Source organism: Bifidobacterium hapali (genome assembly GCF_002259755.1).
GTDB classification, from domain to species: domain Bacteria; phylum Actinomycetota; class Actinomycetes; order Actinomycetales; family Bifidobacteriaceae; genus Bifidobacterium; species Bifidobacterium hapali.
In genome coordinates, this window is sequence record NZ_MWWY01000037.1 from 14,346 (window position 1) to 41,305 (window position 26,960).

At 54.7% G+C, this 26,960-nt stretch carries 19 protein-coding genes; 12 read left to right on the forward strand and 7 right to left on the reverse strand.

Annotated elements, in window-relative coordinates; translation table 11 throughout:
- Positions 1 to 22: 22 nt before the first annotated feature.
- On the forward strand, positions 23 to 814 hold the full coding sequence (gene pgl, locus BHAP_RS09270; RefSeq protein WP_094730421.1) for a 6-phosphogluconolactonase: 792 nt from the start codon (positions 23 to 25) through the stop codon (positions 812 to 814).
- Between the two features lie 761 nt (positions 815 to 1,575).
- On the opposite strand, the gene gndA is transcribed toward pgl, so the two are convergent.
- Positions 1,576 to 3,024, reverse strand: a complete 1,449-nt coding sequence (gene gndA / locus BHAP_RS09275; RefSeq protein WP_094730422.1) for an NADP-dependent phosphogluconate dehydrogenase — start codon at positions 3,022 to 3,024, stop codon at positions 1,576 to 1,578.
- A 297-nt stretch (positions 3,025 to 3,321) separates the two neighbouring features.
- On the opposite strand from gndA, the gene BHAP_RS09280 reads away from it, so the two are divergent.
- Positions 3,322 to 4,383: a bile acid:sodium symporter family protein gene (locus tag BHAP_RS09280; RefSeq protein WP_094730423.1), complete on the forward strand. Its 1,062-nt coding sequence runs from the start codon at positions 3,322 to 3,324 to the stop codon at positions 4,381 to 4,383.
- Positions 4,384 to 4,630: 247 nt separating this feature from the next.
- On the opposite strand, the gene BHAP_RS09285 is transcribed toward BHAP_RS09280, so the two are convergent.
- Complete coding sequence (locus BHAP_RS09285) at positions 4,631 to 5,797, reverse strand: pyridoxal phosphate-dependent aminotransferase (RefSeq protein ID WP_169713203.1); 1,167 nt, start codon at positions 5,795 to 5,797, stop codon at positions 4,631 to 4,633.
- A 255-nt stretch (positions 5,798 to 6,052) separates the two neighbouring features.
- Between BHAP_RS09285 and BHAP_RS09290 the strand changes: the two genes are divergently transcribed.
- The gene (locus BHAP_RS09290; RefSeq protein WP_094730425.1) at positions 6,053 to 7,108 is read left to right on the forward strand and encodes a Gfo/Idh/MocA family protein; all 1,056 of its coding nucleotides are present in this window, start codon (positions 6,053 to 6,055) and stop codon (positions 7,106 to 7,108) included.
- 10 nt (positions 7,109 to 7,118) lie between these two features.
- Here the strand turns inward: BHAP_RS09290 and BHAP_RS09295 are convergent, their stop codons facing one another.
- The 3 genes from BHAP_RS09295 to BHAP_RS09305 form a co-directional block, all read right to left on the reverse strand.
- On the reverse strand, positions 7,119 to 8,411 hold the full coding sequence (locus BHAP_RS09295) for a citrate synthase (RefSeq protein WP_094730426.1): 1,293 nt from the start codon (positions 8,409 to 8,411) through the stop codon (positions 7,119 to 7,121).
- A 196-nt stretch (positions 8,412 to 8,607) separates the two neighbouring features.
- Complete coding sequence (locus BHAP_RS09300; RefSeq protein WP_094730427.1) at positions 8,608 to 10,824, reverse strand: DUF4012 domain-containing protein; 2,217 nt, start codon at positions 10,822 to 10,824, stop codon at positions 8,608 to 8,610.
- 140 nt (positions 10,825 to 10,964) lie between these two features.
- Positions 10,965 to 12,377, reverse strand: a complete 1,413-nt coding sequence (locus tag BHAP_RS09305; protein WP_094730428.1) for an LCP family protein — start codon at positions 12,375 to 12,377, stop codon at positions 10,965 to 10,967.
- Between the two features lie 606 nt (positions 12,378 to 12,983).
- On the opposite strand from BHAP_RS09305, the gene BHAP_RS09310 reads away from it, so the two are divergent.
- On the forward strand, positions 12,984 to 14,396 hold the full coding sequence (locus tag BHAP_RS09310; protein WP_094730429.1) for an FtsX-like permease family protein: 1,413 nt from the start codon (positions 12,984 to 12,986) through the stop codon (positions 14,394 to 14,396).
- Positions 14,393 to 15,460: an ATP-binding cassette domain-containing protein gene (locus BHAP_RS09315; protein ID WP_094730430.1), complete on the forward strand. Its 1,068-nt coding sequence runs from the start codon at positions 14,393 to 14,395 to the stop codon at positions 15,458 to 15,460. The genes BHAP_RS09310 and BHAP_RS09315 overlap by 4 nt, the downstream gene beginning before the upstream one ends.
- Before the next feature lie 97 nt (positions 15,461 to 15,557).
- Here the strand turns inward: BHAP_RS09315 and BHAP_RS09320 are convergent, their stop codons facing one another.
- Entirely contained in the window at positions 15,558 to 16,286 is a 729-nt protein-coding gene (locus BHAP_RS09320) for an HD domain-containing protein (RefSeq protein ID WP_094730431.1), read from the reverse strand.
- A 408-nt stretch (positions 16,287 to 16,694) separates the two neighbouring features.
- On the opposite strand from BHAP_RS09320, the gene BHAP_RS09325 reads away from it, so the two are divergent.
- The 3 genes from BHAP_RS09325 (at position 16,695) to BHAP_RS09335 (ending at position 21,358) form a co-directional block, all read left to right on the forward strand.
- Positions 16,695 to 17,654 (forward strand): TatD family hydrolase, encoded by a 960-nt coding sequence (locus tag BHAP_RS09325; protein WP_094730432.1) that lies wholly within the window; start codon positions 16,695 to 16,697, stop codon positions 17,652 to 17,654.
- A gap of 297 nt (positions 17,655 to 17,951) precedes the next feature.
- On the forward strand, positions 17,952 to 20,435 hold the full coding sequence (locus BHAP_RS09330; RefSeq protein ID WP_094730433.1) for a KUP/HAK/KT family potassium transporter: 2,484 nt from the start codon (positions 17,952 to 17,954) through the stop codon (positions 20,433 to 20,435).
- Between the two features lie 68 nt (positions 20,436 to 20,503).
- Complete coding sequence (locus tag BHAP_RS09335) at positions 20,504 to 21,358, forward strand: class II glutamine amidotransferase (protein ID WP_094730434.1); 855 nt, start codon at positions 20,504 to 20,506, stop codon at positions 21,356 to 21,358.
- 486 nt (positions 21,359 to 21,844) lie between these two features.
- Here BHAP_RS09335 and BHAP_RS09340 read toward each other — a convergent pair whose 3' ends face one another.
- Positions 21,845 to 22,663, reverse strand: a complete 819-nt coding sequence (locus tag BHAP_RS09340; RefSeq protein WP_094730435.1) for a hypothetical protein — start codon at positions 22,661 to 22,663, stop codon at positions 21,845 to 21,847.
- 665 nt (positions 22,664 to 23,328) lie between these two features.
- Between BHAP_RS09340 and BHAP_RS09345 the strand changes: the two genes are divergently transcribed.
- The 4 genes from BHAP_RS09345 to BHAP_RS09360 form a co-directional block, all read left to right on the forward strand.
- Complete coding sequence (locus tag BHAP_RS09345) at positions 23,329 to 23,553, forward strand: substrate-binding domain-containing protein (RefSeq protein ID WP_094730436.1); 225 nt, start codon at positions 23,329 to 23,331, stop codon at positions 23,551 to 23,553.
- Positions 23,554 to 23,741: 188 nt separating this feature from the next.
- The gene (locus tag BHAP_RS09350; protein ID WP_094730440.1) at positions 23,742 to 24,725 is read left to right on the forward strand and encodes a LysR family transcriptional regulator; all 984 of its coding nucleotides are present in this window, start codon (positions 23,742 to 23,744) and stop codon (positions 24,723 to 24,725) included.
- Between the two features lie 138 nt (positions 24,726 to 24,863).
- On the forward strand, positions 24,864 to 26,120 hold the full coding sequence (locus BHAP_RS09355) for a MalY/PatB family protein (RefSeq protein ID WP_094730437.1): 1,257 nt from the start codon (positions 24,864 to 24,866) through the stop codon (positions 26,118 to 26,120).
- Positions 26,121 to 26,437: 317 nt separating this feature from the next.
- Positions 26,438 to 26,960: transposase (locus BHAP_RS09360; protein ID WP_211279724.1), on the forward strand; the 523-nt coding region annotated here is incomplete at its 3' end.

Consider the following 26,960-nt stretch of genomic DNA (forward strand, 5'->3'; position numbering starts at 1 on the left):
GCCATTCGTTCCAAGGAGTCACATGACCACACGAACAACCATCATCTATCCCGACCCGGTCGTGCTCGCGCAAGCTGTCGCGGCACGAACGTTGCTGACGATCGGCGATCTTCTGGCTGAGCCGGGCCGCAAGCGCGTAGACATCGCCGTAACCGGCGGCACCGACGGCAATCGCGTCTTTCACGAATTGCTCGCGAGTCCGTTGGTTACTGCAGTTGATTGGTCGCGCGTACATATTTGGTGGGGCGACGAGCGGTTCGTCGCAGCCGATAGCGACGACCGCAACGTCAAGCAGGCCCGCGGCGAGTTTCTCGACGAGATGATCGATCGCGGACTTCTGCCGGAAACGAATATCCACGCAATGCCAGCCGATATGCGTTCGGCCGACGAGATCGCCGCCGCGTCTCCTGATCAGACCGATGCTGTGCTTACGGCCGCCGCAGTCGAGTATCAAACTGAATTGGTCGCGCAACTCGGCCCCGAGCCGGCGTTGGATATTGCCATGTTCGGCGTTGGTCCAGACGCGCATTTTGCATCACTGTTCCCGGGACTGCCGCAAGTATTGATTGATGATCCGCATGTGCTCGTCGCCGGAGTGCGTGACTCCCCCAAGCCTCCGCCGCTGCGGCTCACGCTCACCGTGCCAATGATCGCACGTTCGCGACACACATGGGTATTCACCTCTGAAACGCGCAAAGCGGAAGCTGTTGCACACGCGCTTGCTGCACCGCATAACCCGCAGGCACCGAGCTCTTATGCAGACGGGCGTGAATTGCTATGGCTTATCGATAAGGGTGCGGCGTCGAAGCTGTAATGGATGCACGCTACGTGCATAACGTGCTGGAATGTGAGTGGCGGTTTTTGCTCACTGAGCGTGGCTCAGTGAGCAAAAACCGCCACTCACCATTATGCAATACACGGAACCAGTTCATGCAGGCTCTATTGCCCACACAGTTGTATGCATTACTTGTCTCGAAATTCATTTTCCTGTGCTTTGAGGATTTCAAGACAAGAAATTTGTCTCCAAATCTAGTGAATCGATACATCTGGCGCGGTGAGACAATACCAGTGTCATGAAAAACCGCAGAAAATCAACGATCTTGAAAATTGCGGAATAATCGAGCTTGTCTTGAAATAATAAAAAGTGCACAAATCGAAATTCAAGACGAGAAATGTCTCTGTTAAGCCAAAAAGTTTCAACGGCTGAGTGCTCATATACTCATACGATCGCTCAGCCGTTGAGCCGATGCAATGCCTCAAATATGTGAGTGGCGGTTTTCTCTCACTGAGCGACGCTCAGTGAGAGAAAACCGCCACTCACACTCCTCAGTGCATATATGAGATTGAAATGCTAATGCTCTCGCATCCCAGCTCGCCCCGTGCAATTGCGGACTCGCCCTCGCTCAGGCCGAGGACTGTGCTCCCGGGCTACGCTTCGATCTCCTCACGACCCGGCTCGATCTGCAATTATGGACTCGCGCTACACGCGAGACTCAATATCACCTCGCGGCTGCCGCCGCTCGGCCGAAGACTGAGTGCAGTCCACCGGACTGCACTCTCGTCCTACGATCTCCGCTACGCTTCGATCTCCGGACGACCGTCTTCGGCCCACAGCGTGTGGAACGCACCCGGCATATCCACACGCTGATAGGTGTGGGCGCCAAAGTAATCGCGCTGACCCTGAATCAGGGCAGCCGGCAAGCGCTTCGAGCGCAGGCCATCGAAGTACTCCAGCGAAGAAGCGAACACCGGCACCGGCACACCGAAGGAGATTGCACGCGTCACCACGCGGCGCCACGAAGTCTGCGCAGCCTCGATCGCATCCTTGAAGTACGGTGCAAACAGCAGGGAAACATTAGCCTCGCCGGACTCGAACGCATCAGAAATACGGTTGAGGAACTTCGCGCGAATAATGCAGCCGCCACGCCAAATACGCGCCACAGCAGCCAGATCAATCTTCCAGTCATACACCTTGGCAGCTTCGGTAATCTCGTTGAAGCCCTGAGCATATGCGACAATCTTCGACGCGTACAGCGCCTGACGAATGTCATCAATAAACGCAGCCTTCTCCGCGGAATCCATCGGCACTACGCCATTCGGGCCCTCGAACGCCTGCTTCTGAGCCTCAGCGCGTAGCTCGCTCTGACCGGACAGACCACGGGCGAACACGGCCTCAGCAATACCGGTTACCGGCACAGCCAGATCAAGCGCGGACTGCACAGTCCACGTACCAGTACCCTTCATGCCAGCGTGATCAACAATCACATCAACCAGCGGCTTGCCAGTCTTCTTATCCACCTGATGCAGCACATCAGCCGTAATCTCAATCAGATACGAGTTCAGCTCGGTCTTGTTCCACTCCTCGAACACGTCACCGATCTCGGCCGGGGTCATGCCCAGCGCGCGACGCATCAGATCGTAGCTTTCCGAAATCAGCTGCATGTCGGAGTATTCAATACCGTTGTGCACCATCTTGACGAAGTGGCCTGCACCATTCTCACCAATGTGCGTCACGCACGGCTCACCCTCAGCCTTCGCTGCGATCGACTCGAAGATCGGCTTCAAGGTTTGCCACGACTCCTCGGAGCCACCGGGCATCATGGACGGTCCAAGCAGCGCGCCTTCCTCACCGCCGGAAACACCGCAGCCGACGAAGTGCATACCGCGCGCGGAAATCGCCTTTTCGCGGCGAATCGTATCCGGGAAGTGCGCGTTACCAGCGTCAACGATAATATCGCCAGGCTCCATAAGATCAGCGAGCTGGTTAATCATGTCATCGGTCGGCTCGCCAGCCTTAACCATGATGATTGCCGTACGGGGCTTCTTCAACGAATCCACGAACTCAGCCATCGTCTTCGCCGGGAAGAACTGGCCTTCGTCACCGTGCTCAGCAATGAGCTTTTCCGTGCGCGAATAGTGACGGTTGAACACGGCAACTTTGTTGCCATGACGCGCAAGATTACGGGCGAGGCTGGCACCCATTGCAGCAAGACCGACGACACCGACGTTTGCTTCAGCGGACATTGTTATCCTTTCGTATTTGGCATACGTATTCCAAGTCTCAAGTCTATAACCCGGGCGCACCATTGTGCATAGTCCAATGCAACAGACGGCAACAAACCATCATCAGATCCGTCAGCAATCGTCAGCAACCGTTGCGGTACCAAGACATGCGCAGACACTTCCAAGTAACACGAGTCGTAACACAACGTTCACAACGTGAGACATTTGTGAACAATTAATCATCCGCTCTTACGATGTCGGGTACATCCGCAAAACGGATCGCGTATTCCACACCGTTATATAAGAGAGAGTTTTTCGATGGAAAACGTGAAGAAATTCGCTGATTGGCTGACCAAATGGTTTACGCTGATCGTAATTGTTTGGGCAGTGTTCAACTATTTCGTGCCACAAACCAGCTTGTGGGGTAAGGCATACACCGGTTACCTGCTCGGTATTGTGCTGTTCGGCATGGGCTTGACCCTGACGCTGGACGACTTCAAGCGTATTCTTACGCAGCCGCTGATGGTGATCGTTGGCACGGTGGCTCACTTTGTGATTATGCCGTTGATCGCAGTGCTGCTGTGCTGGATTTTCCGCCTCGACGGCCCGCTGGCTGTGGGCGTGATTTTGGTTGGCTGCTGCCCGTCTGGTACGTCGTCGAACGTGATGAGTTACCTGTCGCGTGGTGACGTCGCGCTTGACGTGTCGATTGGTATTCTGTCAACACTGTGCGCACCGTTTATGATCCCGCTGCTCATGCAGTGGCTGGCTTCGCAGTATGTGACTGTTCCGGTTGCGTCCCTGTTCTTGAACGCAGTGAAGGTTGTGCTGTTCCCGATCGCACTCGGCGTGATCTGCCATATGATTTTCGGCAAGAAGATCGAGACAATTACGGTTGCGCTGCCGATTGTTTCGCAGCTCGCTATTTTGCTGATTATCGGCGTGGTCGTGGCTGCGAATGGCCCGAAGCTGTTCGTACCGTCGTCGCTGATGGCTATTCCTGTCGTCATTCTGCACAACCTGTGCGGTTACACGCTGGGCTTCGGATTCTCCAAGCTCATGTACAAGGTGTATCCGAAGGGCTTCCGTTACGCGCAGCAGAAGGCTATTACGTTTGAGGTTGGTATGCAGGATTCTGCCCTCGGCGCAACGCTGGCTTTGACCTCGTTCGCTTCCAACCCGATCGCGGCTGTGCCGTCCACGTTCTTCTCGGTGTGGCACAACATCTCCGGTTCGATTCTGTCGAGTTGGTGGCGTAACCATGATGATCGCCACGAAATCCACTGGGATTCCGACAACGGCGAAAAGGGTTCCGCTAAGAACGCGACCACTGAGCACGCGTTCGACGCCGATCAGAAGGCCAAAGCTACTGCCAAGTGATCGTCTAATCACCACAGTCTTCCGCGCCTAAGGCCGTAAGTCAGCACTAACAAACAGCTCCTGCTGACTTACGGCCTTTCTCATGCCCGCAAACGGCCGTAACTCAGCACTAGTGAACGTTTACTGCTGAGTTACGGCCGTTTGCGACGATAAAAACGACCGTAAGTCAATGGTAGATGCGACATAATGCTGAGTTACGGTCGTTACGTTACGGTCGTGGCGTTGTTTTCCGAGCAGCCTCGACTTATTACAGCGTCTTTACGAATGCACCCAACCGACGTAGCCCTTCGGCAAGCGCCTCACGCGACGCCGCATACGACAAGCGAACATGCGTGTCAGCCGTCGCCGGCCCAAAATCACGCCCCGGTGTCAACGCCACATGTGCCTCGTTCAGCGCGCGTTCGCAGAACGTCCACGCGTCCAATCCAGTCGATGACACGTTGAAATACGCGTAAAACGCACCGTTCGGCTCAACTTCAAGAGGCAGTCCGATCTCGCGTAAACCGTCTACCACAATGCGGCGGCGCGCCAGCAACTCTTGTCGCCTCTCCTCGCACACAGCAAGGCTTTCGGGTGTAAAGCATGCGACCGCTGCGTGTTGCGTGGGCGTGTGTGCACACAAATAGAAGTTTGTCGCGAGATCATCCACCGCTTCGATTGTGTTTTCAGGAATCACTGCCCAGCCAAGTCGCCAACCGGTCATACCGAAGAATTTCGAAAAACTGTTGCACACGATCGCATCCGGGTCGGCAAGCAATACTGAACGCACGTCGCTGCCATCCGGTTCACGGTCAGCCAGATCAAGATATGTTTCGTCAACGATGCGCCACGCGCCGCGCTCTCGCGCCAAATCACACACATCACGCAACGTGTCAAAAGCAATCGTCGTACCAGTCGGATTGGATGGTGACGTAATCATCACCGCTTTCGTCCGCTCACTCCACGCGCCATCCACAAGCTCAGGCGTCAAATGAAAGCGCGTAGCAGCACTCGTCGGCACGTCAATCACCGTGCCACCAAACGAACGCACCAACTCTCGGTTGCACGGATACGACGGGTCAGCAATAATTACTTCGTCACCCGGGTCAACCGTCAACGCGGTCGCCAGTAATAGCGCAGCCGAACCGCCCGACGTGATCACAATACGCTTGGGATCGATGTCAACGCCATGCTTCGTACGGTAGAAATCAGCGATCGCACGACGCAGTTCAGGAAGCCCAAACGCGGCAGTGTATGGCAGTGGACGGCCATCATATTGTTCGCGCATCGCCTCGCGCACAGCAGGAGGCGCACCAAAATCCGGCTCACCTAAGCTCAGTTTGACCACATCAATACCATTTGCGATCATATTGTCGGCTTTTTCACCGAATACCATCGCACGGAATGGTTGTGCTTCGCGCGCTCGCTGTGCCATTGCTGGCTGTTTGGCGATTTCGTGACCCGCCGCGCTGACTGTCTCGTCTGTCATATCCTGCCACCTTACATTCGTTCACCCATGCTGAAACTGTGAGTGAAGTTACCACTGTTGTTTGATTCTAGTGTGGTCAGACACTGAGGCTAGGTTTATGCTCGCACAACAGACCAGCATCCGCCATAAAATGAAGGAGATGCCGCAGGGCAACTGTTCTGCGCACGAACAAAACGTCATACGGTTTCAAGGAGGAATACGATGAGTCGGCTCAATGGAAGGCGCGCTGAAGCTGAAGCGCAAGGGTTGAAAGTCAATGTGGCGATTCTCGGCTGCGGCGGTATCGCGCATGCAATGGCAACAACGTTGAACAAAATGGCTGCCGACCCGCAATATTCCAATCTGATTGCACCGTATGCCGTAGCCGCGCGCAATGGTGAGCGTGCAGCCGCGTTTGCTGACAAATACGGTTTCCCGGTCTCCTACGGTTCGTATGATGAACTGCTTGCCGACCCGCAGGTTGACCTTGTGTACATCGCAACGCCGCATAGTTTGCACGCTGAGCAGGGTATTGCTTGCTTGCGCGCGGGCAAGAATATTCTTGTGGAAAAGTCGTTTACTGCGAACACTGCGCAGGCGCGCGATCTGCTGGCTGTGGCGGATGAAACTGGATTGTTGTGTACAGAGGCGATTTGGACGCGGTACATGCCGTCGCGCGCGATCATTGACGATATTGTCAACTCGGGCGAAATCGGTGAAGTACAGTCGATCAGTGCGAACTTGTGTTATCCAGTGACGCACAAGACGCGCATGACTGACCCGACGTTGGCTGGTGGTGCATTGCTTGATGTTGGCGTGTATCCGCTGAATTTTATTGATATGGTGATGGGCGGTCACGGCGCAGTGCCGATCGATCGCGTCGAGACATCAATGATGCCGTATGCGACCGGCGTGGACGCGCAGAATGCGACGACGATTTACTACGGCAATGGCGTGATGGCATCGTCCGTATCGTCGATGTTGGTCGCATCTGACCGGGGCGGTTATATCTGGGGTACCGACGGTTACGTGGTGTGCCGCAATATCAATAATGTCGAGTCGATTGACGTATATGGTACCGATCACTCGGTGCGCACGCATTACGACGTGCCAGCACAGCTGACTGGTTACGAATACGAGGTTGCGGCTGCCGCAAACGCAATTCTTGACGGACTCGGCGAGTGCGAGGAAATGCCACATTCGGATACGCTGCGCATTATGGAACTTATGGACGTGCTGCGCGGCAAGTGGGGTCTTGTTTATCCGTTTGAGCAGTGACGTTCAGCCCTCACCGCTCGTCGATCGGCACGTAATCGCGTTCGGTTTCGCCCGTGTACACTTGACGCGGGCGACCGATCTTCGTGTTCGGATCGGCGAGCATTTCACGATACTGCGCAATCCAGCCAGGAATACGACCCAGCGCAAACAATGTCGTAAACATCGCCGGGTCGAATCCAATCGCCCGGTAAATCAGTCCGGTGTAAAAATCGACATTCGGATAGAGGTGTCGCGACACAAAATAATCGTCGGTTAACGCAATCGCCTCCAACTCAGTCGCCACGTCAAACAGGGCGCGCTCGTCAGCTGGCAGTTTCGACGTATCCTCACGTTCCATAATCTTCTCTAAGTACGTCTTCGCGATCGCCGCACGCGGATCGTATGACTTGTATACGCGATGTCCAAGTCCAGAAATGCGCTGACCGTTTGCTTTCGCATCCTCAACAAACTCGCGTACTGACTTACCAGAGTCACGAATCGCCTTAAGTTGGCGCAATACTGCCTCGTTTGCACCCCCATGCAACGGACCAGACAGAGCGTTGACTCCAGCTGCGACCGCAGAATACAGATTTGCGTGCGCACTTCCAGCAATACGCACTACTGACGTTGAACAATTCTGCTCATGATCAGCGTGAATAATTAGCAATCGGCCGAGCGCGTGTACGTACAACGGGTCAGATTCAAACGGCTCATACGGCACTGCAAAACACATGCGTAGGAAATCGTCAACATAGCCGCGCGCGTAATCAGGGTAGAGCATCGGCTCATCGCGACGACGACGGAAAATATAGCTGACGATCGTGCGCACTTTCGCCATAATGATCACCGCAGCCTCGTCGAGCTGATCAGAATCGTTGATATCGGTCGTGTCTGGGTAGAACGTAGCGAGCGCGTTGATTGCCGAAGCGAGCACACTCATCGGATGCGCAGTGCGTGGGAACGAGCCCATGAATGTACGGAAATCTTCGCCGACCATCGTGCGATGGTTGATCGCAGATACGAAATGATCGTACTGTTCGCGGTTGGGTAGCTCACCGTGACGCAGCAGCCACGCGACTTCCAGAAAATCGGACTTGTCGCACAGTTGCTCGATCGGGTACCCACGGTAACGCAAAATTGAATGCTGACCGTCAATATACGTAATTTTTGACTCGCACTGCGCAGTGGTGAGAAAACCGGGGTCGAGCGTGACCCAACCGTCGTTACGCAGCGTAGAGACGACGATGCCGTCGGCTCCAGCGGTTGCCTTGACGACGGGTAACGTGTACTTGCTGTCATCTACATTCAGCTGGGCGGTTGCCATGTGTACTCCCCTCGGTTCGCGGGTTATTCAGCCCGAAAGTAGGGACCACTATATGGCATACGTGTTTCAACGCAAGTTAGCGTCTCACTGTGAAGACATGAACCACGCAGAAAAAACGCTATCCGATCGATTGATCAGGGGATATTTCCCGTCAGAACCGTCAGAACCGTCAGAACCGTCAGAACTGTCAGAACTGTCAGAATGAGAGTTTGGTGATATCCACAGGGCATTGAATCTGGTCTTTGAACTTTGACAGAGAATCTAACGCTTCGGAGGCACCGCCAGATGTCTTATCGCCCGAACCAGAACCGCCGGAACCAGAACCACCACCGGCGCTATTCGTGTCCCCGGAACCTGCATCAGTGCCGTCAGTGCCGTCGCTCTTATTTCCGTCCTCAGCCGCGCTGTTGCCGCCATCCCCAGCATCGCCTTGCGCACCGGTAGTATCCTGCGTTTTATCCTCAGCCGCATCCGGTACATCAGCCCCGCACTCGTCCGTCACAGCGCCGCCAGTGCCGGTGTACTCTCCGCTCTCACCGATTACGGGAGTAGTCACCACATTCAACGGATTCGTAGCACCTTCCGCAACTCGCACGGTATACACGATTACATCGGTTTTGCCTGGCCTCAACCCCGTCTCGGTCGGGTCCAGCACGATGAACTGTCGATCTTCCACCGGACCATTGGTCTGAAGTAGCGCATTGCCGTACGCGATCGAGGTGATCTCACCCCCAGTGGGAGCCATGAGCGTGGTACGCAGGAGCATCGCGCCTTTCGTATCATCTGTTCCGACTACGAACTCAGGTAGTTTCTCCACTTGCTCCTTAGTGAGCGTATTCTTCAGTTTGAGTACTACCGTGTATTCGTCGCCAAGTGACTCCTCGCTGATACCAGCCAGCCGCGTAGACATCAGCGATCCCACCTGATCAGGGTCCCCCTGTCCGGTATCTTCTACGAACGACTCTCCGCATGTTTTGCGGACACTAATATCGACATGCAAATACCAACTGAGCTTGCTGGCCTGCATTTCGGAGAAGTATGCACCAGCTACAGGCTGTTCACTCGTGCCCGGCAGTGAACCGGCCGCATTCGCGTCAAGTACGCGTGTCTGTACGAGTGCTGCAAATTCGTTCGACTCACGCATCCACAGTTTGAGATGAGAACTTGCGGAAGAATCGCGCACGGCCTTGAGCAGCGCAGACGCAGTGGACGAGTTCACCGAAGAAAATACGTGTGACATGATGGTCTTCGACGCATCGTTCGTGTATTTGTTCTGCTGAGCAAAATCGGGGTATTCACTGTACAGATCATGTAAGAAGAAGCGCGCTGTATTAGTGCCGTCAAGCACCTTACCGTCACTTAATGTTACCGAACCAGTCGCTCCGATCAGCGACTGCAAGAACATTGGGTCGATTGCGATTACGCCCGCCACGTCCTTGTGCTCATTGCCTTCCTGTGATTTCCACTGGTTTGCGAGCGTTACAGCAGCGCGCTGATAGTCAGGATTCATCGTAGTGGTCTGCGGATATTTCCAAATCCACTGACCGAATACTTCAGCTTCCTTCACGTTCTCATCGTCCAACGGTTCGGTCGCGTACTTGAAATCGGTGGTCGGCGAAAAATCACCGATCGTCACCTTACCGTGGTCCGCGGTGATCGCGGCAACGTTGCCAACCATACCACCTGCGGAACGTAGTTCAGCCGGGTTATATATCGCGGCCAAATATGTGCGTGTTCCATTCTCGCCGATAAGCTGCGGCACAAGATCAATCAGCTCGTCGTATTCATCGAGCAGGTTATCTGCAGAAGACAGTCCGGTTTTACCTGCGTTTAACAGTTCGCTGGTCACGGATAGTCGAGGCTGACCGACCGTATTCAGTTTTGCGGTTTCAGCTGCAATATCGGCGCGAGCGTTACGTACGATACTCGGCAACGTACCAAGTGCACTGAGATCAACGGTTTTATTGTCTTTCGAGAAACCCTTTAACTGTTCAATGAGATTGGTCGCTTCGCTAAATGGACCGTCAACGAGATTGCCGACTGAATCCAGCATGGTACGTGCCGCATCGATATCATTGCCGTATGCCGTGTGATCGCGCACAAACGTCCATTTTGGCTCATTGAGCTCGTCACGCAATGCTCGAGCAGACGCCACAAATTCTTTCGAAGCCTCGGGCATGCTTGTATCCGATCCGCATCCAAGCGCTGTATTTGCTAGACTTTGCCCGGCATTCATGAGTCGATTCGCGTCGGAATACATGCGTATGACTGATATCCCGTAGAACAACAGGCCGGATAACACCAGTCCAGCAGCAGCCATGATGGTGAGCCATACGATACGTTGAGCCGTACAGCTTTTACGTATAGCATGGAAGCCACTGCGGTTGGCGTGTTGCGACGGTCTTTGCAACATACTGCCGTCTCCTATCGTCTGCCGAGGTTCGATACGAGAACGAATAATAGACCGTAATCCTTAACAATATGCAAAGATTTCTGGTGCAGACTGTCGATCAAACCAACCTAGCGAGCCGACTACGTAGTAACGGCAACGTTTTACGCAGAGCAGTACGTGACCTCAATATAGCGGTTAGCAAGTCCGATGTACTGACCAGTGATCGAGTCACGAATCGCACCAGTCTCCGGGTCGATAGTACCGCCAGTCTCCTTGTCGATCAGCATACCGTCAGCTTGCGTGATCACACCGGTGTTGGCATCGTAGGTTGAACCATCGTCGGCGCTCGTGTTCGATGAGTCAGTCGAGTCAGATGAGCCAGTACTGTCGGTTGTATTATTCGTGTCACCAGTTGAGTTTCCGCTCGCTGCCGCATCCGAAGTCTGCTGCTCGACCAACGGCTGATGATTACGCAGCTTCTGCCACACTGCTTCCGCGCCTTCCGCGAGCTGGCTGCGGTTAGGGTTTTGTATCCACGGCTCGATCGGGATTGTCTGTGAATACAGATGCGTCGTATCAAAGTTTTGCAAGCTCATCGCAAGACCCACTAACGTCGCAGTATCAGCTAGACCAGTGCTCATCTGCACAGATTCCAGTGCAGCTTTGGCAAGCTGATACAGTTGACTGGTCTGCGTAAAGAAGTTCTTAGAGAGCGCGGTGCTGATGATCTTCTTGATTAGATATTGCTGACGCGTGGTGCGCATCGTGTCGGAACCATCAGTACCAGTGGCATGGCGGGTACGCGCGTACTGCGTGGCAGTGGTACCGTCCATATGCACGAGACCACGCTTGAGATCAAGCCCAGTGTATGAGTCAACCATGTCGACAGGCACGCAAATATCTACGCCGCCGATTGCATCAACCATTTTGACTAGGCCACCAAAATCGATCACCATGAAGTTCTTGATGTCCATGCCGCTCATTGAGTTGACAGCGTTCAATGTGCAACTAGCAGCTGAGGCAACATCGCCGCCCTGTGCGTAAGCATTCGCAAAAATGGAGTTGAATTGAACCGTATACTGTGCCGGGATTTCGCCGTTTGAAGTCTGACAGCTCGGCGTATCCACCATCAAGTCGCGTGGCAGAGAGACGAGATTAATAGTCTTGCGGTCAGCCGCGATCTGCATAATCATCGTCGTATCAGAATTGTGCAAATTCTGCGTATCCTGCGCGTCCCCGCCGATCGCAGTATTACCAGCACCTTCACGCGTATCCTGTCCGATCAGCAGAATATCGATCGCCGTGTTCGCATATGGATCGACAAGCGTATTCTCGTCGTCATCCTTGCCATCTTGGGCAATCACATGCACTTTCTGCTTGCTCACCGTTGTGTTCACGTCTGACAGGGTCGCCGCAGCCATTGTGCCAACGAAAGAGAGCACGCCCACCACAATCAGTGACACCACACTGAGCACCGTATGACTGACGCGATATCCAAGTGAATGCCTCGGCGTACGCGTCTCATGCCATGCCAGATTGGGCAACTCGTCGCTATGCATTGGGCGATGTGTCATACTACCTCCACGCCGGTCCACGCGAGTCGGACCACCAATCAAGCCGACGTCATCTCAACGTCGTCATACGTAGCTGGAGTTTAACAGAAGGTAAAGAAACAATATCTTGTTATGAGCACTACATAGTAAATCATGCTTGAACATCCTGCATGAGAAGTACGCATATGCTATTCATGGCCGCGAAACGTCGCATTTCGGCCCCCCCTAGCAAGTGGAGCCAAGTTCTTATCTTTCGATAGCATCTCTACAAAATGTATATCAGTTACGTAACTCGTAAACAACTCCTACACGAACGAGCACATACCGAGATTCACAGGTTTCTCTCAGGTATATTGCAGGACTACAGTAGACTTCGACAAGAAAACATCCACATAGCGCGGCCATAGTGTTGCCACGGGATGCTCTGTGCGGTGCTGTATCCGCAAACAGCAGCATCTCGGCCAACGCTACACAGCACAAACGAAACCGCGGCCATCGAATAACGCAACGACATGCGTCACGTAAGTCCGCGTTGTCCGACGTGCCCGGGTGTGACCACGTACGTACACATACACATGTATACGTAAAAGTACATATACGTACACATAAGAGAACTGGAGAAGCCGTATGTTCGTTCTCAGGAACGCTTGGGCAGCATTGATGCGTCACAAATTACGCTCGTTGCTGACTCTGCTCATCGCATTGGTCGCCGCGTTCGGCACCTTATTTGGTTGGTCAGTGCAGCAGGCGAACGTCACGGCCACCACCACTGATCGAGAAGCACTCGCCCCAGCAGCAATCGTGCGCATGAAAGCTGATCAGCAGTCTAAGTACAACGGCGCCGACCCGACGTGGGCGAAGAACTATCTGTCCACCGAAACGTACAACAACTATTACACGGTCGCTACTGAAAACTCGATTCAGCTAGCCAATATCAACGCCTCGTCATCGTTCCCTGTACGTCAAACTAAGGATTCGATTCAGGCCATCGCTGGTACCGCCGATCAGGATGCGAGCAAAACCGGCGGCGAGTTGACACTCAAGTCATTCACATCCGTCGAAACTGCGCGAGACAACGATCTCGGCCGCTACAGTGTGGTTGAAGGCAAGCATTTGAGCTACTCCGGCTCAGCACCGAAGGGCGCGCTGATCTCGAAGGCGCTGGCTGATGCAAATAAGCTCAAGGTCGGCGACGAGTTCACTATCGCCTCTCCTGCGGATGCGTCAAAAACCACGACACTCACCGTGCGCGGTATTTACGAGTATGTTGACGCGACTGCGCCGACCGGTCATGGCTCTGACGCGAAACTGTCCAAAGACAACCGCGACAATGCGATTTATATTGCGTACGCAACGATGTACGACCTCGGCTGGGGTAATGAAAGCGCCTCCGACTGGAGCAAGCCAAACTTGAGCTACGTGTTCGAGTTCTCAAGCATGGCCGATTATGAGAAGTTCGCATCGAAAGTCGCGTCGAAGATCGACAAGAAGTACGAGCTGAGCTCGCCGACAATCACCGCGTATGAGAAGAAAACTGCGCCACTGACCGCACTCGACGCGCGCATGGGCGTAGGTGTTGTGGCGGTGCCAGCTGTGAGTGGAGTCCTGCTGCTTGCGCTGGTATTGCTCGCGGTAGTGCATCGTCGTGAAGAGCTCGGTTTTGCTCTGGCAAGTGGCGTGACACGCGGCCGCATGGCGTGGCAATTCATGTTGGAAACGTTCCTACCGGTCGTACTTGGGTTTGCGATCGGCTTGCTCGCCGCTGGCTTCGGTTCCGGTCCGCTTGGCTCTGCACTGGCTGGTGGATACGCCACGCCTGTGACCGGGGCACTCGTGTGGCGTTCAGTTTGGGTTTCGTTGGGCGCGTTGATTGTGCTCATGATCGTGGCTGGATTGCGCGCAGTGTTCTTCCGCACGCCGACCTTATTTGCAGCGCGCGATGGTTGGACGGTGACGTCCGACGATGCTGCGGTTGCGCATGATACGGAGGATACGGGTTCCGCTGCGGACGATAACGATGTTCAGGAGGCGAAGGCATGAGCGACGATCAGACCACAGCAAAGGACGAAACGATGAGCGAGTCGAATGATACGCAGAACGAACAGACTGCTGATACCGCTGCTGCCGCTGACATTACAGCGCAGTCACCGGCCGAAACTGTACAGTTCAGCATCGTGTTCGATGACGATGATAATACTGACGATACTGATCAAACTGAGCTTTCCGACTCTGATATCGATACGCAACCGCGCGGTATTGCTCAGCAGGATCACGTCGCTGCTGATAACGCTGCCAAAGTCGCGCAAACGCTCTCGTTAAGCAGCACTGCAACTGCTGGTACGTCCGTGGACAAAGCTCCGGTTGAAACGAAAGCACCGACATCGCTGCGTTTATCCGAGCGACTCGACAAGGAACTCGGTAGCGATGCCGCCGACAAGGTACTGCTCAAGGCATACCCGTCGCTCGCACTGAACAAAGTGACCGTCACCGATGGAAAAACCGGGCATAACACGCTCGATCGGGTAAGTGCCGACTGCTATGCGGGACATACGTACGCATTTAAGGTTGAATCTGACGACGAGCGCGTTGCACTGCTCAGCGTCATGACTGGCATGATGCGTCCGAACGACGGCGCGGTGATGAACAAAAGTCTCAACGTGCTTGAAATCGAACCGGGCGAACTGCGCGGTCACCGACTCGGTGTTATTCCGCAACGTTATGCGGTACGTGATGATCTGAGCGCTGAGCGCAACGTGCTGTATGCGATGGATGCGTCCGGCCGTACGTTCCTCAAGCCTAAGCCAGTGATTGCGCGCGAACTGCTTGAACAAGTCGGTTTCGACAGTGAAACGCCGAATACTGCAGTCGGCAAACTGCCGGTTCTCCAGCAGCGTCTCGTTGCGATTGCGCGTGCGATTTCATGCGATGCGGAAGTCATTATCGCCGACGAGCCAACCGGTGGACTGGACTCAGATGAAAGCGTGGCCATGCTCAAAACGCTGATTTCGCTCACGCATGGCGATCCGAAGCGCTGCGTGATCATCGTGACCGGTGACGACGAAGTAGCTGAGGTTGCCGAACACGTCACTTACGTCAGCGAGTGACGTAGCGCCTCAGTAGGCACCATATTCATGGCTCCCCTGACAAGGGGAGCCATTTTCATCATCCTCAATTCAGCTCCCCTGCTCATCATCCACTCCCTCACACCATGCGCATGTGATATCGTTCGGCCATCGCAGCAATATCAGGACGACCGTACCGCTCCACCAACTCCAGCCACTTGCGCTGATTCTCTTCACCGAATCGGCCGGCTTTCGCCGTGTACGCATCAACTGACAAAAACTTCGGCGGCGTCGACTTGCTATGGAACTTGTCAGCCACCATCACCGTCTCCTGTTCGAGATTCACCGGCACATAGTCAGCTGGCGGCAATGGCAATTCTTGCCGAATCACTTCATCCTTCGTCAATCCCACGCCAGTGTGATTGCGCGCGAACTGTGCAATCGACTCATCAATACCTTGCTCAAGCAGGTACTCATAGCCGAGCAAACCATGCTGAATATAGTGTTTGCCACTGAACTTAAGTGGCTCGCCATCCGAGCCGTCGTGCTTAAGCACTTTATACGTGCCGATATCGTGCAACAGTCCGCCGATCATGACCAAATGCTCGTCAAGCAATCGCGGCGGTACTGTTCCACCAATTACACCATCGGTTGGCGGCACTTGGCTGCAATCTGGCGTATTGCTCTCGGGATCGCGCGGCAGAGTGCAACGACGTACAAACAACGCGTTTTGGCGACGAGCCAACTGGCAGGCAATCTGTGCAACGATCACGCAATGCGTGTGGATGAGATCGTATGCGGCTTGAGACGGCGATATGCGGCGGTGAAGTTCGTCGATCTGATCGAGGGTAGGAATGATACCGGTCATACTGGTTATTGTAGGCGCGGTTCTGCGCAGCCGCCACTGAGCTGCTGCTGAGCCGCAATCATGGAGTCGCTACCGAACCGCCCACTCACTATTTCGTTGGACCTATTGGCCGTTGCCGAGCCGCAAGTCACGAATACGGTTCCGTTACGGCCAGAAGTGTGATATTGCGGCGGATGTTGAGATACCTTCCGCCGCAATATCACAAAAATCGACCCGAAAATGTGATATTCCGGCGGACAGTAGCTCATCCTCCGCCGGAATATCACAGAAATACCACCATAAACGTGATATTGCGGCGGAAAGCAGTCATGCATCCGCCGCAATATCACAAATCATTGGCCGCCCACACCGCCCGCACCGCTCACACCGGAATCCAGCCGGTCAAATCATCAGAGCACACTGGATTCCATGAGTAAGCATCATCACCGCGACCGCAGCTGGGCACCAGCGCCACCTGCACTGCCATCCGACGCGCAAGTCATCGACAATCACACGCACGTCGCTTCGGTCATACCATTCGCACGCGCTATGAGTCACGAAGCTGTCGACAAAGGACAGCCACCCGTCCCTGTTTACGATGTCGACCAATTGCTCGCACAGGCTGCAGCAGTCGGCGTAACCGGCATTATCGACTGCGGTTGCGAGCTACCCAACTTGCAAGTAGCCATTGATATGGCCGTCAGCCATCCAAACACCGTCCATGCAGCGATCGCGATTCATCCCAATGAAGCAGTGCGCCACGGTCATCGAGCCGCGCCCGGACCCGACGGGCTCGCTGTTACGTATAAGCCCTACCACGACGTGAGTTTCGACGACGCTATGGCCGAAGTCGCACGCCTCGCCAAGGCATATCCTGAGCAAGTCGTTGCGATCGGTGAAACCGGCATGGACCTATTCCGTACCGGAGAATCGGCCGCGCACTTGCAACGCGAAGCATTCCGCGCCCACATTGCGCTCGCCAAGGAGTTGAATCTACCAATGCAGATTCATGATCGCGACGCGCACGCACAGGTTATCGAAACGCTGCTCGCAGACGGCGCGCCCGAACGTACTGTGTTCCACAGTTACTCGGGCGACACGGCGATGGCTGAAATTGCGCGCGAACACGGCTGGTACTTAAGTATGTCTGGCACGTGCAGCTATAAAGGGAATAACGCGATTCTTCAGTCGGCACGCATCGTTGGGCTTGATCATGTGATGGTGGAAACCGACGCGCCATATTTGACGCCAATGCCGTATCGCGGGCGAACAAACGCGCCATACATGATTCCGTACACGTTGTCGGCGCTTGCTGATGCGTTTGATCTGCCGATTGCTGAGGTCGCGCGCGGCACGCGGCGCACCACGCGAACAGTGTATGGGATCTGACGAGATCCGACCAGTATTTTGCCGCATCAGAAGTTCGGTTGTTATCGCGGCCAGCCCATCCTGCAATTTCAGACGCGCTCCGCGCGCAACTGCGGCCAATTGCCCGCACAACTCACGTTTTTCTGACGATTTTTTTACGATTTGTTTACATGATATGTTAGGTTGAGAGCCAATGCGAGGGGCATGGATGGATTGCCGCTTGTCTTGCGAGGAAGCCCGCCGCTCACATGGTGGCGGGCTTCCTCGCGTGTGCTGTACATGAGTGGGGAAACTCCCCGCCAATGTGGAGGATGCGTTATGGCGCAACGACCTGACGAGACCCTGCTGAAAGCCGACACGTTTACGAACGCGCCGAAAGTCTCCAAGCGAACGCTGACCCAAGAGGAAAAAGAAGAGCTCACCCGGCAGCGTGCCGCGGAACAGAAGGAAGCGGAACGACTATACGAAACCGCGTCGAGAGGCCCCATCGGCAAATGGTGGGCAAAACTCCAGTCTGGCCCAGATAAAATCACCCTGTCTATGGCGATCGTCGCACTCGGTGTCGTCTACGGCGACATCGGTACGTCGCCGCTGTACACCGCGCAGACGTTCCTGTCCGGTCAAGGTGGCATCGCCAACGCCGACCGCGAAGCCGTACTCGGTATGCTCTCACTCGTATTTTGGTCGATCACACTGATCACCACGATCAAATACGTGTTCATCGCTATGCGTATCGACAACAACGGCGAAGGCGGCATTTTCGCACTATATTCGCTGATCCGCAGACGTGGCGCGTGGCTCGCCATCCCCGCGATGGTCGGCGGCGCGGCGTTCCTCGCGGATTCAGTACTGACTCCAGCGGTTTCGATCAGTTCCGCAGTCGAAGGTTTGACTACCTTGCCGCCGCTCGAAGGCGTGTTTAACGAGAATCCAAATCTTACGCTCATGATCACCACCGTGATCATCGTCGTGCTGTTCGCAGTGCAGTCGCGCGGTACCGAATCCATCGGCCGCGTGTTCGGCTCAATCGTGCTCGTCTGGTTTACGTTCCTCGCTGTCGTGGGCGCGGTGAACTTAAGCAACGATCTGACTGTTTTCGCCGCGCTCAACCCGTGGTATGGCGTCAAGTTCCTGTTCAGCCCGCATAACGCGGCTGGTATCGCGCTTATGGGCACCGTCTTCCTTGCGACCACCGGTGCGGAGGCGCTCTACTCGGATATGGGTCACGTTGGTCGTGGCAATATTTACTTCACATGGCCGTTCATCAAGGTTGCGCTCGTGCTGTGCTATTTCGGTCAGGGCGCGTGGATTTTGAAGAACCAGCACAATCCTGAGTTGGCGCAAATCAAGAGCCTTAATCCGTTCTTCCAAATGATGACGCCGAACGTGCGTTACGTGGCGGTTGTGCTGTCGGTTACCGCTGGCGTGATCGCATCGCAAGCGCTGATCACCGGCGCTTTTACGATGGTTTCTGAAGCGACTCGACTCAACTGGATGCCGCATCTGCAGGTCCGCTACCCCGCGCGTACCCGCGGTCAGCTGTACATTCCGGTCGTCAACGGTGTACTGCTGATCGCCACACTGTCAGTGCTCGGCATGTTCAAAGATTCCGAGCATATTTCTGCCGCGTACGGACTTGCGCTTACCATCACGATGATCACGACCACAATTTTGCTCGCCGTGTACATTTGGTATAGCGGCAAGCGTATCGGAGCCGTGGTATTCCTGCTCATATTCCTTGCGATTCAGATTATGTTCTTTATCGCATCAATGGCGAAATTCCTGCACGGCGGCTGGTTTACGATGCTGCTGACGCTTGCAATTTTGTTCATCATGTATACGTGGGACAAGGGTACGAAAATCGAACGTTCGCAGCGTCGACACATGCGTCCGGCTGACTTTTTGCCGGTGCTTGGTCGACTGCATGGCGACTTCCGTATCCCATATTTCGCGGACAATATCGTGTATTTGACGGCCGATCCGGAAATGAAGCGGCTCGATACTGACGTATTTTTCTCAATTTTCGCGGAACACCCGAAGCGAGCCCGCGCATGGTGGGTTGTATCGGTACAGACAACTGACGAGCCGTTCACGCGCGAATATTCGGTTGAAAATTTCGGTACGGAATATTTGTTCCGTGTGCGTATTCGGCTTGGTTTCAAGGTGTCTCAGTCGATCCCGCCGTACTTACACCAGATTATGCATGATCTGAGCCGCACTGGCGAGCTACCTGAGCAGAAGTCGATTTATCCGAAAGTGGACGCCGATCCCGGTATCGGTACAATTCGCTACGTACTGATTCACAAAGATCTTATGCCGGAGTCGAAGGTTTCCACGCTGGGTGCGGTTGCGTTGCGTACGAAGTATTCGATTCGTCACGTTGCCGGCTCGCCGTTTAAGTGGTTCGGTTTGGCGCCGTTCAACCCGATCGTTGAAGTCCAGCCGCTGTTTATTTCAACGCGTCGACCGCCGCGTTTGAAGCGTGTCACGTTGCGCAAGCCGGCGAACGAGGGTCGCATGAGTGAGAACGGCGCGGGATTGTCGGCTGATGCAGCGGATGCTGGGTTTGGCGTGGTTTCGCAGGCGGCACAGTCGCAACTGTCGGCGGCAGCAGCGACTGCGGCTCGCGATGCCGCACAGTCTCAGCGTCCGATGCGGCTCCCGGCCGACGGTGAAACAACTGTTGTCATGCAGCGAATCACCGAGCCAGCTGCAGGCAAGTCTGCCGATAAATCAGTCAGCAAAACGGCTGATAAACCAACGGACGAGTCACGCGGTAACGCGACGACCACCGCACAATAGACCGCTATAAGCAATCTCTATAACGATCACCGCCGTGTCACGGCGATCGTTCGGTACAGTACTAAAACATGTGCAGATTACTGGGATACGCAACGGCCGGGGCTAATACGAGCCTGACGGCCGTACTCGGTGAACCTGCCGTAGACGAGTTCCGTGAGCTCAGCGAGATCCACAACGATGGTTGGGGCGTCGGTCTGCTGAGCGAACCCGTCGAACCGCCCTACACCCGGGACGGCGGTGCGCCTGCGCCGGAAACCGGTGTCCAACTGTATAAAAGCACGGTCGCCGCGCGCTACGATTCAGTGTTCCCTGATTTTGCGAACGCTCCCGCGCGCGGTGCTCTGTGGCATCTGCGACTCGCCAGCTCGAACCTGCCGCTGATTCTTGAAAACCAGCAGCCGTTCTTTGCGAACGGGCTTACGTTCATTCACAACGGCGATATTTCCGATGAGAACGGGGTTAATATCGTCAATAATCGGCATTATCCGGTTAATAAAGGTGCATTCCTTGCGACTGGCGGTCAGTCTGATTCGGCGATTTTCTTCTCCGTGATTCTCGAGTTTATCGGCTTCGGATTCGCGCTTGACGAGGCTGTGGCTCAGGCTGTGCGTCAGTTGCGACAGACGTATCCGAAGTCAAGCTACAACTGCATGATTCAAAGCGAAGACCAGTTCATCGCATTGTGTGCAGCTGGCCGCGAGGTGACTAGCCCACGTATTGTTGAAGTGTATGACCGCTACGGTCGCGGCGCGCAGGCGCATGATTACCGCGTACTGCGCTACCGTGGTATCGAGGGTGGCGGCGTGGTTGTGGCCAGCTCTGGATTCGCGCAGACTGAGGCTGACGGATGGACTCGGCTGCACAATGATGAGATGATCGTGGCCTCAAATCGCACGGGGCGATTCCGTGTACGCTCGATCTGAGGTAAATTCCCTTCTGTATCTTCCGTGTACCTATTCGTTTGAGTTGCGCGGAGAGCATGGGAATGATGACCAACGGGTATATCTCCCCTGTGTCTTGTATGCCTGAGACAACAATTATGCGGAATACACGGCTTACAAGCCGTTTTTGTGACATTCCGGCGGAACATTGGTTATAGTCCGCCGCAATATCACACTTAAAGGCCCGTTTTTGTGACATTCCGGCGGATAGTCGGTACAACTCCGCCGGAATATCACGCAATTCCCGTCCTAAATGTGATATTGCGGCGGATGCTAGACAGTTTCCCGCCGGAATATCACAAAAATCACCCTGCAAACGTGATATTCCGGCGGAAGATTGGCTATGGTCCGCCGATATGTCACAGAAATAGGCCGCTTTTTGTGACATTGCGGCGGAGGTTCCTAGTTTCTCCGCCGATATATCACAAAAACAGTTGTTGTTACCAGCATGACAACGATTGTGCTCAATCACGAGCGCAGAGGAATGCCTTCAGCAATAAGTTTATTAATCATCGGATACCGGCGCACGACGTCATCATATGTGATTCGAACAATCGCATTCACCGCCCACGTCAAAAGACTACGTTCCCGATGACTTTGTGCAGTGACCACAGCTTCAATACTTTTCCGATGAGTCATGGCCGGATCGACGTACTTAGTCATGCCATCATATTCCGCTACTACAACCCGTCCGCCCGGCAGAAACCACGCAAAATCAACGCGATACCATTCTGTTGTATCGTTCGGATTGACGAATGTATGCTGTACAACCGGTTCAGCAATTCCCGCTTCCACGATAGTGGCATACATCATGGATTCCCCACCATTCTCACAAAGTGGGTTAGCGTTGAGTAACAGTCGTGTTACCGATGCACAATCACGTTGCATGCGGTCACACAATAATTGCACTTCTTCACGAGTGGTTGCCGATGCAGCTAGTGCAGAATTCACTATGGGCAAGGCATTACGGAATGGGAGCATCAGACCGCAGTCCACCACAGTACGTGTTGCAGATGTGACTAACACCCCGTCTACGTGAGCAATGGGGATATTCGACATATACACACGATGTAATTCACCACGCGACCGATTTTTTAAACCATGCTCAGTATCTGCAGCGTATAAACCACCATGATGGATAGCCCACTGATGTTCAAAACCATGAATTGCCGCTGCAGTAGGACCGGCAAATACCAACGACGGTAATTTGACTGACAATGTTCGAGCAATATGCAGAATCTGTGCTGTCGGATTCAGAGACTGCCAGTATGAAGCATCAGCAAACATGCCTCGATACGGGCTGATGACCAGACCAGAATGCGTACACCGCAAAAATGCCATCTGATCTGTGTGACACAATGCAGTCGCGCACCGGAGTGCCTTCTGCGCTTCGTTTAGCTGCTGTTCAATGTGTTGTTTTACTTTCATGCCCTGACAGTAGCTAATATCGCGATTATGGCAAGTGAATTTCAGGGTATGTGGTCGAACGGTCTGTTTACGGCGTGTCGCGCCTAATTGTGGATAACTCAGACCTTACGTAGGAGTGCCCTTTACCAAAATTTCACAATACGTAAGGCTCCATTCGTACCCGTTCGAGACATTTGTTCCATTGTGACTGTTCCATCTGTGACTCGCCATTGTGACTTTTCGGCGGAAGATACCTAAACATCCGCCGGAATATCACGCTTAAAGGCCGTTTTTTGTGACATCGCGGCGGAAGTCTCTAACTTCTCCGCCGGAATATCACAAAAAACACCCTGAAAACGTGATATTCCGGCGGAACAGAAGCTAGTTACCGCCGGAATATCACACTACATAGAGCCTAATGTGGCATTAGCCAGCTACCAGATGGATTGTTGAATAGAACCTAACAGGATCTAACAGGGCATGGGGCTAGATAGAGTCAACCACCCGCCGCATCAAAATCCAAGTGACCACGTAGGATCCAACCTGTGGACGAACCGGCTCAAGTGACCCGTCATCATTATGAATCAGCGGCGCAAACACCACCTACGATGGAAGCCGTTACCACCATCAGCGTTGATCTCGATGATTTAGCGAAGAAAGCAGTCGATTTACTCATGCAACGATTGGAACATGGCTACGATAACTATCCTCCGCAACGTTTGACCGCCAAATATCAGCTCGTCGTACGCGAATCCACCTCACGGCAGTAGGCCACAAGTCACAACAACATCACACAAGCCTGCTGTATCCTATGCCAAACCGTGCGGGTACGCTCATGACAACAAGACTTAGTGAAAGAACAGGATGACAGATGGACACCGAATATCAAATACACGAATCTCCACGTCATCCACATATCACGGAGCCAACACCAGCAACATCAGCAACATCGGTCGGAATGTCAGCTGCATTCACAACAGCCCAGCCTACGCCAATCACATCCGCCCCACTCCCCCACAATCTCGACCCGAATCTACTGATCACGCTGTGGCACATCGGTGAACAAGGTTCACTATCCGGCGCCGCACGCACACTCGGCTGGTCGCAACCGGCCATCAGCCAGCAAGTCAAGAAGCTCGAACGGGACTGCGGCTGCGCACTGCTGACGCGCGGCGGTCGCGGCGTCACACTCACCCCAGCCGGACTCATCCTCGCTAAACACGGCGAACTGATCGCATTACGCGTCGCGCAAGCCAGCAAAGAGTTCAGCGAATATCGGCGTCGCGCCGCGACCACATTGCGACTGCTCGCCCCGCCGTCAATCTGTTCGACGATCGTTTCTAAGGCGCTCGCCAAACTCAGCGTCGACTCGCCGATTGACGTCAGTCTCGCGCAGACTGAACCACCCGAGGCGATCGATTCGGTCGCGCGCGGCGAGGCAGACTGTGCCGTCATTTTCCGTTACGAAAGCATCCCGCAATATCTCGTGATTGACGACGAACTCGCGTACGAACCACTCGGCGACGATCCGCTACTGCTGCTTATGAACAGTTCATTCGCGTCTGCGAAACGATTCCGCGCGCACGGCACTCCGGTCAAACTGCGCACATTCGCACCGTGTAACTGGATTGCCGGCTGTCCATTCTGCCAGACCAACCTGCTAAGTATGGCCGCGCGTGAAGATTTCAAACCATCGATTACGTATTGTGTCGATGATTACGCAACCACGCAGAATCTTGTTGCGATGGGCGAGAACGTGTCCATTGTCTCGCGTCTTGCGTCTATGGCACCATTGCCGGCGAACCTCACACTGTGTCCGATTGACGACCCATATGCGAGACGTAGCATTGGCTTGATCACGCGGCGCAGCGACGTGCGACCTGCTGTGCGTACGCTGTGTGATGAGTTGCGGTGGGCAGCTGAGCCGTTGCTGGAACACTAACTAACCTCACAGTCCAACACTCGTCCCATCATCACACGCCGCTGCTACCGTCGACCTATTTGTTTGCTTATACCTCACCCAAGCAACATGCCGCAGTCGCACCTTTTGAGAACCCGCCAAACGCGCGACAGTAGAGACATGGATTACATCAAAGACATCATCGGATTCGACGCACAGGCTATCGACGCGCAAACCGCAGACCAGCTCGCTCAAAATGGCAGCGATAAATGGTCGCGCTACCCGGGCTGCGTCGGCGCATTCATTGCGGAAATGGATTTCGGTCTCGCGCCGTGCATTCAGCGCGCAATCGAGCGTGCTACCGAAGGCTGTGCGCTCGGCTACATCCCGACTCCGTGGAAGCAGCAGGTTGCGAAGGCTTGCGCTGACTGGCAACGACTGCGGTACGGCTGGAATATTGATCCGACGCAAGTGCGCGTCGTGCCTGACGTGGTCGAAGCGTTCGAGATTTTCTTGCGTGAGATCGTCGGTCACGGTGGCAGCGTGATTGTGCCGACGCCTGCGTACATGCCGTTTCTGAGTTTGCCGCGACTGTACAACGTCGACTGTATCGAAATTCCGATGCTGATGAATGATGCCAGCGACAACTGGCTGTTCGACTTCGATGCAATCGAAACCGCTTTCCGTAACGGTTGCCGCGCATTCGTGCTGTGTAACCCACACAATCCGATTGGCAAAGTCTGCACGCGCGAGGAGATGCTGCAACTGTCTGCTCTCGCCGAGCGTTACGACGTGCGTATTTTCTCAGACGAGATCCACGCACCGTTTGTGTTCGATGGATATCATCACGTTCCGTTCGCTGCGATCAACGAAATGACCGCTCGGCAAGCGTTTACCGCAACGTCTGCGTCGAAATCGTTTAATATTCCTGGCACAAAGTGCGCGCAAGTGATTCTGACGAACCCTGACGATGTGTCCATGTGGGATGCACGTTGCGAATGGTCAGAACATCAGACAGCCACGATCGGCGCGATCGCATCCACCGCCGCGTACGAAGAGGGTGGACTGTGGTTTGACGAGGTGCTCAAGTACGTCGCGCGCAATGCGGCGCTCGTAGATGAGCGTATGCGGACACAGTTGGCTGGAGTTGGTTATGTGCGACCGCAAGGCACGTATATTGCGTGGTTAGATTTCCGTGGGCTTGGCATTGCCAACCCGGCTCAGTACTTCCTCGAGCACGCCGGCGTTGCGTTGACCGATGGGCGCGAGTGCGGTGCGATTGGCGCGGGATGCGTACGTATGAATTTCGCGATGCCGTATCCGCTGATGGAACGTTGCCTCGATCAGATGGCTGCTGCGTTGCGAGCTGATGGGCTGCTGCCGACGGCTTCGTCGACCGACGCGTTGAGCCGTGCCGATCTACGCGACGCCGCGTGACGCCTGCTGCTGCGAGGCCGTAACTGAGCACACGTTATAGCTTTATGCTCAGTTACGGCCTCGCAGAGCACCCCGGAAGACCGTAACTGAGCACACACTCCCGCTTCATGACTCAGTTACGGTCGTTTCTCACACCGACAACGGCCGTAACTGAGCACACGGCCTCGCTTCATGACTCAGTTACGGTCGCAGCGATAAGGCCCGAAATTTTGCGCACTTTGGCTTGGGCTTGAGATGAAAGGGCATGGCTCGTGTCCTGTGTACGATTTTCTGTCGCCAAACAAAACAAATCGCGATTGGAAAGAGGGCACGAAGCCATGTCACAGCAGATTCTACAGGTCGACCAGGCCATGTTGGAGACCACCCTGGACCGGATGGTCCGTAGAAGCGTCGAGGAGACGTTGAACGCAATGCTCGACGCCGAGGCCGACGAGATCACGGGCGCCGCCCGTTACGAGCGCAGCGGGGATCGCAAGGCGTACCGGGCCGGCCATTACAAGCGTGATCTGACCGTCAAGGCCGGGAAAATGAGCCTGAAGGTACCGAAACTGAAGGGCGCGGTGTTCGAGTCGGCCGTGATCGAGCGTTACCGGCGGCGCGAGGAGAGCGTCGAGGAGGCGCTGATTGACATGTATCTGGCGGGCGTGTCCACGCGTCAGGTTGATGATGTCAGCCAATTGTTGTGGGGTGATCGCATGCCCTCGCAGACTCTGAGCGACAAGCTCAAGCGCATCTACGCGGATATCGACGCGTGGCGGGAGCGTCCGCTGGTGCAGGAGTATGCGTACGTGTTCATGGACGGCGTATGGCACAAGCGCTGCTGGGGTGGTTCGGTCGAGA